Source organism: Stutzerimonas stutzeri (assembly GCF_000935215.1).
In the GTDB taxonomy this organism is placed as follows: Bacteria; Pseudomonadota; Gammaproteobacteria; order Pseudomonadales; family Pseudomonadaceae; genus Stutzerimonas.
This window is the reverse complement of sequence record NZ_JXXD01000189.1, coordinates 1-12,738: the sequence shown is the minus strand read 5'-3', so window position 1 is coordinate 12,738 and position 12,738 is coordinate 1. Positions and strand designations below refer to the sequence as shown.

Genomic DNA, 12,738 nt, shown 5'->3' with positions numbered 1-12,738 from the left:
CTCGGCTATGCGTTAACTCGGCTGGTGAGTTGGCGGATAGCGCTTCGCGAGCAAGGACTAGGCGTCCCCCTCGCTCCTACAGGGTTGTCCGATTCGTAAGTAAGGGCTTTGGCGCTCCCCTTGCTCTTACAAGTAACTAATCACTTAGTGAGTTAAGCGCTCATTTTTGCCCTTACTACTGCAGCCACTCGGTGCAAGCGGTTTCCAGAGCGAGGCAGCGCTAGGCGCCTGGCGGGTCGGAGCCCCTGAGCGTACGCATGTACGTGATGGGGGCCGGCCTGCCGGGCAACAACGCGCGGTCCGCTCTGGGGACCGCGACTTTCTACTACTTACTGGCAGGCTTCGCAGTCTGGTTCATCAATCGCACAGGCTTTTGGCACCGGTGCCGGACCTGCCGACATTTCTGGTGCTGGCGCAGCTTTCGCCGGGGCGGCGCTGGCGCCGCTGTTGCCACCGCTGGACACGGCGTTGAGCTTGCCGGTGTTGACGGTGGACTTTTCGGTGCTGGTCGCGGCCAGGGCACGGAGGTAGTAAGTGGTTTTCAGGCCACGGTACCAGGCCATGCGGTAGGTCACGTCCAGCTTCTTGCCGCTGGCGCCGGCGATGTAGAGGTTCAGCGACTGGGCCTGGTCGATCCACTTCTGGCGGCGGCTGGCGGCGTCGACGATCCACTTGGTTTCCACTTCGAAGGCGGTCGCGTAGAGGTCTTTCAACTCCTGCGGGATGCGCTCGATCTGCTGTACCGAACCGTCGTAGTACTTGAGGTCGTTGATCATGACCGCGTCCCACAGGCCGCGCGCCTTGAGGTCGCGAACCAGGTAGGGGTTGATCACGGTGAATTCGCCCGAGAGGTTCGATTTCACATACAGGTTCTGATAGGTCGGCTCGATGGACTGCGACACGCCGGTGATGTTGGCGATGGTTGCGGTCGGCGCGATGGCCATGATGTTCGAGTTACGAATGCCGTTCTTGACGCGGGCGCGAACTGGAGCCCAGTCCAGGGACTCGGTCAGGTCGACGTCGATGTACTTCTGGCCACGTGCTTCGATGAGGATCTGCTGCGAATCCAGCGGCAGGATGCCCTGGCTCCACAACGAACCCTGGAAGGTTTCGTAGGCGCCGCGCTCGTCGGCCAGGTCGCAGGAGGCCTGGATGGCGTAGTAGCTGACCGCTTCCATGGACTTGTCGGCGAAGTCGATGGCGGCATCGGAACCGTAGGGGATGTGCTGCAGGTACAGCGCGTCCTGGAAGCCCATGATGCCCAGGCCCACCGGGCGGTGCTTGAAGTTGGAGTTGCGCGCCTGCGGCACCGAGTAGTAGTTGATGTCGATGACGTTATCGAGCATGCGCACGGCTGTGCGCACGGTGCGCTCCAGCTTGGCGGTGTCGAGCTTGCCGTCGACGATGTGGTTCGGCAGGTTGACCGAGCCCAGGTTGCAGACGGCGATTTCGTCCTTGTTGGTGTTCAGCGTGATCTCGGTGCAGAGGTTGGAGCTGTGCACCACGCCGACGTGCTGCTGCGGGCTGCGCAGGTTGCACGGGTCCTTGAAGGTCAGCCACGGGTGGCCGGTCTCGAACAGCATGGAGAGCATCTTGCGCCACAGATCCTTGGCCTGCAGGGTCTTGTGGTTCTTGATCTTGCCGTACTCGATCATCGCCTCGTAGTACTCGTAGCGCTCCTCGAAGGCCTTGCCGGTGAGGTCGTGCAGGTCGGGTACTTCGCTCGGCGAGAACAGGGTCCACTTGCCGTCGTCGAAGACGCGCTTCATGAACAGGTCCGGAATCCAGTTGGCGGTGTTCATGTCGTGGGTGCGGCGGCGGTCGTCACCGGTGTTCTTGCGCAGCTCGAGGAATTCCTCGATGTCCAGGTGCCAGGTTTCCAGGTAGGCGCAGACCGCGCCCTTGCGCTTGCCGCCCTGGTTCACGGCCACGGCGGTGTCGTTGACCACTTTCAGGAAGGGCACGACGCCCTGGGATTTGCCATTGGTGCCCTTGATGTAGGCGCCCAGTGCGCGCACCGGAGTCCAGTCGTTGCCCAGGCCGCCGGCGAACTTGGAGAGCAGGGCGTTATCGCGGATGGCGTCGTAGATGCCGCCCAGGTCGTCCGGCACGGTGGTCAGGTAGCACGAGGACAGCTGCGGGCGCAGGGTGCCGGCGTTGAACAGGGTCGGCGTGGAGGCCATGTAGTCGAACGACGACAGCAGGTTGTAGAACTCGATGGCGCGGGCTTCGCGCTGTTCTTCCTCGATGGCCAGGCCCATGGCGACGCGCATGAAGAAGATCTGCGGCAGCTCGAAACGAACGTTGTCCTTGTGGATGAAGTAACGGTCGTAGAGGGTCTGCAGGCCGAGGTAGGTGAACTGCTGATCCTGCTCGTGGTTGATCGCGGCGCCCAGCTTGGCCAGGTCGAATTCCTTCAGGCGCGGGTCGAGCAGCTCGAATTCCACACCCTTTTCCACGTAGGCCGGCAGCGCCTTGGCGTAGAGATCGGCCATCTCGTGATGGGTGGCGGCTTCGGCAACGCCGAGGAAGCCCAGGGCTTCGGCACGCAGGGTGTCCATCAGCAGGCGCGCGGTGACCTGGCTGTAGTTCGGCTCACGCTCGACCAGGGTACGGGCAGTCATCACCAGGGCGGTGTTGACGTCCTTCTCGGCCACGCCGTCGTAGAGGTTCTTCAGGGTTTCACGCTCGATCAGCGCGCCATCGACCTCGGCCAGGCCTTCGCAGGCTTCGGTGATGATGGTCTGCAGGCGACCCATGTCCAGCGGCTGCTGGCTGCCATCGGCGCGGGTGACGCGGATGCTCGGGTGCGGCTGGGCGATGTCGTCGGCCGCGGCGCTCTTGCGCTCCTGGCTACGGGCTTCGCGGTAGATCACGTAGTCACGCGCGACTTTCTGCTCACCGGCACGCATCAGGGCCAGTTCGACCTGGTCCTGAATTTCTTCGATATGGATGGTGCCACCGGAGGGCATGCGACGACGGAAGGTGGCGCTGACCTGCTCGGTCAGGCGCGCGACGGTGTCGTGAATACGCGAGGAAGCGGCAGCGTTACCGCCTTCCACTGCGAGAAAGGCCTTGGTGATGGCGACGGTGATCTTGTCGTCGGTGTAGGGGACGACCGTACCGTTGCGCTTGATCACGCGCAGCTGGCCCGGGGCGGTAGCCGCCAGATCCGGTGCATCGGCTGACAGCGGGTTCTCGCGAGTGGATGGGTTCTGCATGGGGGCTCCGGATTCTCTCTTTTAGTCGCGGTTCTGGTTCTGTCTGCGCGGGCCTCGTTGAGCCCGTGCGTCGTTACTGCATGAGCCATGCCCCGCATCGCGGTGCATGGCGGTATCGCAAGGAATAGTCCTGACTCGGCCGCTGACGAGCTAAGTCGTTGCCGGAAGGATAGTCAGGCTGGAAAAACTGTCAACACAATATGTTGTGTTTTGTCTTGGCTCCGAGCACAGCTGCTAGTTCCGCGCTTGAAGTCAGGGAGACGACTGTCGAAGGTTTGCATTAATGCTTGACCTGAGGCTGCCGACGGTGTTGCAGAGCAATGGGAGGCAGGGCGATAGCCCAGCTCTCGAAAATGTCTCGATTGTGTCAGTTGCGGTGCCCAGGCCCAATATCTAGGGGTCAAGGCGCGCAGGAGCGACAAGATAATGCTGGCTCCGGGCCAATGCAAGGCAGCCGCCTGGGATAACCTGTGGATAACATGTGTGCGGATTGTGGGTGAAAGCGCGGCGTCAGGCCGCAGGCCGCATGCCTTCGGCGCTCGGCTGAATACCGACGAAATACGTGCCGTCTGGCATATTTTGATGATGGTCAATGACACTACATGTTGTGTTTGCCGCTGCCCGCTTTTTGTGCATCGTGCCGGGCCGGGCGTTGGGTACAATGCGCGCTGTTCGTTTGTGGCCTGACGGTCTGACAGGGGGCGGGGATGGAGCAAGAGACGTGGCGGATTCTCATCGTCGAGGACGATCGACGGCTGGCCGAGCTGACGCAGGAATACCTGCAGAGCAGTGGCGGCTTCGAGGTGTCGATCGAATCGGATGGCGCCTGCGCCGCCGGGCGCATCATCGAGGAGCGTCCGGATCTGGTGGTGCTCGATCTGATGCTGCCCGGCGAGGATGGCCTGTCGATCTGCCGGCGGGTACGTGACCGCTACGATGGCCCGATCCTCATGCTCACCGCGCGGGCCGACGATCTGGATCAGGTGTTGGGGCTGGAAACCGGCGCCGACGACTATGTCTGCAAGCCGGTGCGTCCGCGTCTGTTGCTGGCGCGCATCCGCGCCTTGCTGCGTCGTCAGCCGCCAGAAGCACCGACCAATGCCAAGCGCCTGCAGTTCGGCCCGTTGGTGATCGACAGCGCGTTGCGCGAAGCCTGGCTGCGTGAACAGCAGATCGAACTGACCGGCGCCGAGTTCGACCTGCTCTGGCTGCTGACCTCCAACCCCGGACGCATTCTTTCCCGTGAAGAAATCTTCGCCGAGCTGCGCGGCATCGAATACGACGGTCAGGACCGCTCCATCGATGTGCGTATTTCGCGTATCCGCCCCAAGATCGGTGACGATCCCGATCATCCGCGGCTGATCAAGACGGTGCGCGGCAAGGGCTATCTGTTCGTTTCCGAAGCTGCCGTGGCGATGGTGTAGCGCCGCCGCCCATGAACTCGATCTTCCTGCGCATCTATGGCGGCATGCTGGGGGTGCTGGTGCTGGTGGCGCTGCTCGGCGCCGGCGGCCTGCACCTGCTCAACCAGCACCGCGCGGACGATCACCGCGAGCGCCTGGCCAGTGGCACCTTCCGCCTGATGGCGCACAACATGAGCAGCATGACGCCGATCGAACGGCGCCAGGCGGCGAACCTTTGGGGGCGGCTGCTGGGCATTCCGCTGCGGGTGCGCACGCTCGACGATGTCAGCCTGGAAAGCCGACTGGAGGCGCGCCTGCTGCGCGGCCAGGTGCTGGTCGAGCAGATCCGCCCGCAGAGCACCACGGTGTTCAGCCTGGTCAGCGCGCAGGATCGGCTGGTGCTCACCGGCGAGGTGGAACAGCTCAGCGAGCAGCTGGCGCGCGCGACCATCTATCTGCTGATCGACGAGCTGATCCGCTATCCCGAAGCTGAGCAGCCGCGACGCCTCGCCGAGCTGAAACAGGCGCGTGGTTTCGGCTTCGATCTGGAATTGCTGACGCGTGACAGCGCCAACCTCGATGACGACCAGCGCCGTCGACTGGACGAGGGCGATACGGTGATGGCGCTCGCCCGCGGCGGTGATGCGGTGCGCGTGTTCGCCGCCGTTGCCGGTACACGCTGGATCATGCAGCTCGGCCCGCTGCATCAGATGAACCCCTATCCGCCGCAGCTGCTGGTGCTGATCGGCGTGCTCGGGCTGTCGTTGATCGGCCTGACTGTCTACCTGCTGGTGCGCCAGCTGGAGCAACGCCTGAGCGTGCTGGAAAGCGCGGCCACGCGCATCGCCGCGGGCAATCTGGAAACCCGCGTGCCGGATGTCGGCACCGACTCGGTAGGGCGGCTGGCGGCGGCCTTCAATGGCATGGCCAAGCACCTGCAGCGCTTGCTGGCGGTGCAGCGGGAGATGGTCAGCGCTGTTGCCCATGAGCTGCGTACGCCGGTGGCACGGCTGCGTTTCGGCCTGGAGATGACCGCCGAGGCACCGACCGATGAGGCCCGGGACAAGTACCTGAAAGGCATGGATAGCGATATCGACGACCTCGATGCGCTGGTGGACGAGATGCTGGTGTATTCGCGGCTGGAACGCGGCTCGCCGAACCTGAGTTTCCAGCGTGTGGAGCTGGGTGCACTGGTCGATCAGGTGATCGGCGAGCTGGCGCCGTTGCGCCCGGATGTTGGCGTCGCGCGTGGCGAGTGTGTGCTGGCGGAGGACGGTAGTGGTTGGGCCGACGCCGAGCCGCAGTACCTGCGCCGTGCCCTGAGCAACCTCATCACCAATGCCATGCGCCATGCCGAGAGTCGGGTACAGGTCAGCTTCGCCATCGATGGGCAAACGGTGCGGCTGGAGGTGGACGACGATGGCCCCGGCGTGCCGGAAGCGGATTGGGAAAAGGTCTTCACCCCGTTCCTGCGCCTGGACGACAGCCGTACCCGCGCCTCGGGCGGGCACGGGCTGGGCTTGTCCATCGTGCGGCGGATCATCTACTGGCACGGCGGTCGCTCGCAGCTGGGGCACAGCGACCTGGGCGGCGCGCGTTTCAGTCTGGTCTGGCCGCGGCGCAGGGCGGACCGAGCAGCGGCTGGCTGAAGCCAGCGCAGCTCGACCTAATCTCTCAAAGCAGTCCGAACACCTTTTTCGCCAGGCTGGTGGCCGCTGCGGCGGGGTTCTTGCGAATGCTCGCTTCCTGCTCGGCGATCACGGTGAACAGGCCATCGAGTGCCTGTTCGGTGACGTAGCTTTCGATATTCGCGTAACTGCCGTTCATGCCAGCCGGCACCTTGGCGGCGACGGCGTTGTATTGCTGCGCCAGGCCGACCTGGTCGGTGGCCAGTTTGACGATGGGCAGGAATTTCGCGCGAATCTGCTCGCGGCTGGACTGGTTGAGGTACTGGGTGGCCGAGTCATCGCCACCGGCAAGAATGGCCTTGGCGTCCTGCACGGTCATCTTGCGCACGGCATCCAGCAGCAGTTGCTGGGCTTCCGGCACGGCCTTCTCGGCGGCCAGGTTCATGCTGTTCTCCAGCTGTTCGACCTGCGCACCCATGCCGAGCATCTTCAACATCCGCGAGGCCTTGCCGATGTTGCCCGGCAGCTCGATACGCACGTCCGGATCGCTGCTGAAACCGCCAGGGCGACCGAGCTGCTGCACGGCGACCTTGGCGCCCTGGCTCAAGGCATCCTTGAGGCCGGCGCTGGCGTCGCTCTGGGTCAGGTCGGAAAGTGAAAGGGCGAAAGCGCTGGCGGAAAGTGCCAGGCCTGCAACGAGAGTGGTGATGCGCAACATGGCGTTAACCTCATGTTCATTGAATGGTGCGGAAGCAGCGGGCTACTAACTGCCGTATGGTCTGGCGCCGATGCTAAAGCAATGCCGGGCAAGGCGCAGGCGTTTACCAGCAGTATGGGTCAGGCAGGCGGGGGACAGGTTGTTACTGATGCGCTAAGGTTGCGGCCCCGTCGTTATGGAGCCGACTCGCATGATCCGTCCCTTTCGCCCCGATGACCTGGAGCCGGTGCTGGCGATCTGGCTGGCTGCATCGATCCGCGCCCATGACTTCATTGCGCCGGCGTTCTGGGCGTCGAAGCTGGATGACATGCGCGATATCTATCTGCCGGCGGCGCAGATCTGGGTCGATGAGCGTGAAGGCGAGGTGCTGGGATTCGTCGCGCTGGTCGGGGACGTGCTGGCGGCGATCTTCGTGGCGCCGAGCGCCCAGGGCGGCGGTATCGGCTCGGCGCTGATCGAGCAGGCCAAGACCGTGCGTAAGCGGCTCGAGCTGGCGGTCTACAGCGCCAATGCCGCCAGCGTCGCCTTCTATCGCCGACATGGCTTTGCCGTGATCAGCGAACAGCTGGACCCGCACACCGGCCATCCCGAACTGGCGATGGCCTGGCAGCGGGACTGACTGCGTCAGGCGGCCTCGGGAGGCGTCGAATCGGAATCGTCTTGATGACGCTCCAGTGCCACCTGACGGATCGACAGGCGAATCTCCGCCGGTAGCACGCGCTTGGCCGCGCCCTCGGCCAGTTCCGCGAGCTTTTCGTGATAGCCGAGCCGGCCGTTTTCATCCGGGCTGACCACGCCCTGTTCCTGCATGCTCTGGATGAAATGGCGGAACAGCGCCTTGTCGAAGAACTCCGGCGCGTTGAGCCCATGCAGGATCGACAGGCGCTGGGCCATGACCGTGCAGAGGTTTTCCAGCTCCTCGGCGCTCAGGCTGTGCTGGCCACTGTTGAGCAGCAGCGAGGTGGCCATGTAGAAGCGCTGCAGGGTTTGCACCACGACGCGAGCGAGAAGGGTGAGCAGGACGAACTGCCGCGAGCTCGGGGCCGGGCGCACGTAGTGGTTGCCGTCCACCTTGAGCAGGCCGCGCTCGACGAAGGCCGCCAGCCACTGGTCGACCACGGCTTCCAGCTCCTCGACTTCCCAGCGCATGAACAGCTCGGCACGCAGGTACGGGTACAGCGCCTCGGTGAAGCGCTGGATCTGCTCGCGGCTGATGCGCGAGCTGCTCTGGAAGAAGCTCGCCAGCAGTGCCGGCAACGCGAAGATGTGCATCACGTTGTTGCGGTAGTAGGTCATCAGGACGGCGTTCTGCTCGTCCAGATAGAGGATGTTGCCCAGCGCGTCCTTCTGTTCGGCGAGCAGGTCGAGGCTCTTCACGTACGCGATCAGCGCGTTGCCGTCGCCTTCCGGCAGCGTGGTGTGCGGCGAGTAGGGCACCGCACGTAACAGCGCCTGATAGAGATCGAGAATCCGCGCCAGGGACTGCTGGTCCAGGGCCTGGCGGCTGGTGGAGAGCATCGCCAGCGCCACCAGGTTGACCGGGTTGACCGCCGCCGCCTCGTTCAGGCGCTGGGCGATGCGCTCGGCCAGGCGATTGGTGGCGTCGTTCAGCCATTCGGGACGGTAATCCGGCGCGTGGGTCTGCTGGCGCCAGCCAGGCTGCTCCTGGTCGAGGAATTCGTTGAGCTTGAGCGGTTCGCCGAAGTTGACCCAGACCTGGCCGAAGCGCTGCTTGAGCGCACCGATGACCTTGAAGATATCGAAGATCGATTCCTTCTTCTTCGCCGCGCCGCGCAGTTCACCCAGGTAGGTGCGGCCTTCCAGCACGCGCTCGTAGCCGATGTAGACCGGCACGAACAGGATCGGCAGGCGCGACGAGCGCACGTAGCTGCGCAGGGTCAGGGCCAGCATGCCGGTCTTGGGTTGCAGCATGCGGCCGGTGCGCGAACGGCCGCCCTCGACGAAGTACTCGACGGGGAAGCCGCGGGTGAACAGGTTGTGCAGGTATTCGTTGAACACCGAGGTGTACAGCGGGTTGCCCTTGAACGAGCGGCGCATGAAGAAGGCGCCGCCGCGGCGCAGCAGGCTACCAATGACTGGCATGTTGAGGTTGATGCCGGCGGCAATGTGCGGCGGCGTCAGGCCGTTGCGGAACAGCAGATAGGACAGCAGCAGGTAGTCGATATGGCTGCGATGGCAGGGAACGTAGATCACCTCGTAGCCGCGCACGGCTTCCTGCAGTGGCTCGATATGGTTGACGCGAATGCCGTCGTAGATCTTGTTCCAGAACCAGGACAGCACCACTTCGAGGAAGCGCACGGCGGTGTAGGCATAGTCCGAGGCCACCTCGTTGCCGTAGCGCAGCGCCCTGGCTTCGGCCCGCTCGATGGAAATGTTCTCGCGCTCGGCCTCGTCGCGAATCGCCTGCCGGACCTGCGGTGCGTGCACCAGGCCCTTGACCAGATTGCGCCGGTGCGACAGGTCGGGGCCGATCACGGCGGTCTTCTGGTTGCGGAAGTGCACGCGCAGCATGCGATGGACCATGCGCAGGGTGCGCTCGTGGCCCTTGTTCAGTGCGATCAGCTCGTTGAGCTGGATTGGTGCGGAGAACTGCACGCGGGTCTTGCGCCCCAGCACCAGGATGCTGAGCAGTTTGCGCAGGCGCCCGGTGACCGCCCAGCTGTCGGCGAACAGCAGCTTCCAGGCGCTGGTCTCGCGATTCGGCGACTGGCCCCAGAACACGCTGACCGGAATGATCTGCGCGTTTTCCACCGCGTTGTGCTCCAGTGCGCCGACCAGCCGGACCAGCGTTGGCGGCGCCACCAGACGCGTGCGTCGGCCAAACCAGCTCGTTGCCGGATTGAGAAAGAAGAACGCGGCCGGCTCGACGTGGTCGCCCACCGCCACATCGGCCACCGGGCGTGGTAGCCCGGCCTTGCTGCACTCGACGTCCAGCACCGCGAGATCGCTCAGCGAGGGTTGCTGCAGCACGTAGAACACCGGCTTGCTGCGGTCCAGCTTGAGGGTGAAGGCAGACTGGTTGATGGTCTCCGAGCGCACCCAGAAGTACAGCACGCGGCGCAATACGGAGAAGATCAGACGGCGAAGGGGGGAGCGAGTCATACGGCAGATTCGGCTATGGAAGGGGCAATGCCCTCGAAGGCGGCAAGTGTGCCGCAAGCGGGGAGGGCGGGCAAAACTCTCTGCCGGCAAACCGCCAGCGATTGCAGGGCTACCGACGCCCGGATTCTCTGCGCAGACCTAACGCGGACACTGGAGTGTGAGGCGTAAGTGGGGCGATCGGATGCGCTGTTTGAGGCTGCGCCTATCGTGCCGATAGGGAAATTCCATACGCGCCATTTCAGCCGCAGTCCGGGTAGCTGGAAGCCGCTTGGTTGCTGCGCTGGCGCCGCTTTCAGCCTCGTTCCTGCAGCCTTGAAAACGCCGTTCTGGCCTTTTGTTCGTTCATGAGCTCGGTGCTAGGTTGTTTCAAGCGGCGCCTGATCGCGTCATCGACAACCGTGAGGAGCAGAACATGAACGAAGAGACTGGCGAAAAGACGGGTGGTGGTTGCCCATTCGGTCATGGCGCTGGTGCGCCCCGCAAACGCCCGAGCAACCGGGACTGGTGGCCTGAAGCGCTGAGCCTCACATCGCTCAACCAGCACTCACCGCGTTCCAATCCATACGGTGGCGATTTCGACTACGCCGCGGAATTCAACTCCCTCGATCTCGACGCTGTGATTGCCGATCTTCACCAGGTGATGACCGATTCCCAGGACTGGTGGCCGGCGGATTTCGGCCATTACGGCGGGCTGTTCATTCGTCTGGCCTGGCACAGCGCCGGGACCTATCGGATCACCGATGGCCGCGGTGGCGCCGGTGGTGGTCAGCAGCGCTTCGCACCGCTCAACAGCTGGCCGGACAACGCCTCGCTGGACAAGGCGCGGCGCCTGCTCTGGCCGATCAAGCAGAAATACGGGCGCAAACTGTCTTGGGCGGACCTCTACGTGCTCACCGGGAACGTGGCGCTGGAATCCATGGGCTTCAAGACCTTTGGTTTCGCCGGCGGCCGTGCTGACACCTGGGAGCCGGAAGAACTCTTCTGGGGCCCCGAAGGCACCTGGCTGGGCGATGAGCGTTACAGCGGCGAGCGGCAGCTGCATCCGGGGCTGGGCGCCGTGCAGATGGGCTTGATCTACGTGAACCCGGAGGGCCCCAACGGCAATCCCGACCCCAAAGCCTCGGCCATCGATATCCGCGAAACCTTCGCCCGCATGGCGATGAACGACTATGAAACCGTGGCGCTGATCGCTGGCGGCCATACCTTCGGCAAGACCCACGGTGCGGGTGACCCCTCGCTGTTGGGCCCGGACCCGGAAGGCGCGGTGATCGAAGACCAGGGCCTGGGTTGGCGCAGCCGATTCCAGACCGGTGCGGGTGCCGATGCCATCACCTCCGGTCTCGAAGTCATCTGGAGCCAGACCCCGACGCAGTGGTCCAACTACTTCTTCGAGAACCTGTTCAACTTCGAATGGGAGCTGACCAAGAGCCCGGCCGGCGCGCATCAGTGGGTCGCAAAGGACGTGGGGGAAATCATTCCCGACCCCTTCGACCCGAACAAGAAGCGCAAGCCAACCATGCTTACCTCGGACCTGGCGCTGCGTTTCGATCCTGAGTACGAAAAGATCTCCCGTCACTTCCTTGAGAACCCGGACGAGTTCGCCGATGCCTTTGCCAAGGCGTGGTTCAAGCTGACGCACCGCGACATGGGTCCCATCGGCCGCTACCTCGGGCCACTGGTGCCGCAGGAAAAGCTGATCTGGCAGGACCCGATTCCAGAGCGCGATCACCCGGTGATCGACGAGGCGGACATCGCCGCGCTGAAGCAGCAGCTGCTCGGTATGGGGTTTTCCGTGTCCGAGCTGGTGTCGGTAGCCTGGGCTTCGGCCGCCACCTATCGCGGATCGGACAAGCGCGGAGGCGCCAACGGTGCTCGTATCCGCTTCGCGCCGCAGAAGGATTGGGAGATCAACAACCCGGCCCTGCTGGATCGCGTGCTGCAAAAAATCGGCGAGATCCAGAACGCGTTCAACGCCTCGGCCAGCGGGGGCAAAAAGGTCTCCATGGCGGACCTGATCGTGCTCGCCGGCTGCTCCGCCATCGAGAAAGCGGCACAGGACGGCGGCGTGGCCGTCACCGTGCCCTTCACGCCAGGGCGGATGGATGCGCTCGAAGAGTGGACCGATGGGCCCTCGTTCGAAGCGCTGCGGCCGGTCGCCGATGGCTTCCGCAACTACTACCACGAGTCCCACTTCATGGCGCCCGAGGAAGCGCTGGTCGACAAGGCCCACCTGCTACGGCTGAGCGCGCCGGAAATGACCGTGCTGGTAGGCGGCATGCGTGTGTTGGGCACCAATGCGGATGGCGGCAGGGAAGGCGTCTTCACCAAGCGCGTGGGCACGCTTTCGAACGACTTCTTCGTCAACCTGCTGAGCATGCAGAACGAGTGGGTCGCGACTGAGCACAAGAACCGCTTCCAGGGCCTCGACCGCAAGACCCGCCAGCCCACCTGGACCGCCACCCGCGTGGACCTCATCTTCGGCGCGCAATCGGAGCTGCGTGCCCAGGCTGAGGTATACGGAATGGCCGACGGCAACGAGAAGTTCGTGCAGGACTTCGTCAAAGCCTGGGACAAGGTAATGAACGTGGACCGGCTCGATATCGGCAAGCCCGCCGATAATTTCAGCCAGAAGCTCTCAGCCTAGA

7 protein-coding genes are annotated in these 12,738 nt (G+C 64.0%); 4 read left to right on the top strand and 3 right to left on the bottom strand.

Translation table 11 applies throughout. The features are described 5' to 3' along the window. Positions 1–329: 329 nt before the first annotated feature. Positions 330–3,221 carry a ribonucleoside-diphosphate reductase subunit alpha gene (locus LO50_RS18370; protein WP_044315907.1) on the bottom strand — a complete coding sequence of 964 codons (2,892 nt, stop codon included), beginning with the start codon at positions 3,219–3,221 and terminating at the stop codon, positions 330–332. A 707-nt stretch (positions 3,222–3,928) separates the two neighbouring features. Here LO50_RS18370 and LO50_RS18365 point away from each other — a divergent pair. Both LO50_RS18365 and LO50_RS18360 read left to right on the top strand, forming a co-directional pair. Next, entirely contained in the window at positions 3,929–4,645 is a 717-nt protein-coding gene (locus LO50_RS18365; RefSeq protein ID WP_023445556.1) for a winged helix-turn-helix domain-containing protein, read from the top strand. Between the two features lie 11 nt (positions 4,646–4,656). Further along, the gene (locus LO50_RS18360) at positions 4,657–6,273 is read left to right on the top strand and encodes an ATP-binding protein (RefSeq protein ID WP_044315906.1); all 1,617 of its coding nucleotides are present in this window, start codon (positions 4,657–4,659) and stop codon (positions 6,271–6,273) included. Between the two features lie 25 nt (positions 6,274–6,298). Here LO50_RS18360 and LO50_RS18355 read toward each other — a convergent pair whose 3' ends face one another. Beyond that, entirely contained in the window at positions 6,299–6,970 is a 672-nt protein-coding gene (locus tag LO50_RS18355) for a DUF4197 domain-containing protein (protein ID WP_044315905.1), read from the bottom strand. Between the two features lie 190 nt (positions 6,971–7,160). Here LO50_RS18355 and LO50_RS18350 point away from each other — a divergent pair, with 190 nt between their 5' ends. Continuing rightward, positions 7,161–7,589 (top strand): N-acetyltransferase, encoded by a 429-nt coding sequence (locus tag LO50_RS18350; protein WP_044315904.1) that lies wholly within the window; start codon positions 7,161–7,163, stop codon positions 7,587–7,589. Positions 7,590–7,594: 5 nt separating this feature from the next. Here the strand turns inward: LO50_RS18350 and plsB are convergent, their stop codons facing one another. Next, positions 7,595–10,093 (bottom strand): glycerol-3-phosphate 1-O-acyltransferase PlsB, encoded by a 2,499-nt coding sequence (plsB, locus tag LO50_RS18345; RefSeq protein ID WP_044315903.1) that lies wholly within the window; start codon positions 10,091–10,093, stop codon positions 7,595–7,597. Positions 10,094–10,505: 412 nt separating this feature from the next. On the opposite strand from plsB, the gene katG reads away from it, so the two are divergent. Beyond that, positions 10,506–12,737 carry a catalase/peroxidase HPI gene (gene katG, locus LO50_RS18340; RefSeq protein ID WP_044315908.1) on the top strand — a complete coding sequence of 744 codons (2,232 nt, stop codon included), beginning with the start codon at positions 10,506–10,508 and terminating at the stop codon, positions 12,735–12,737. The last annotated feature ends 1 nt before the right edge of the window (position 12,738 follow it).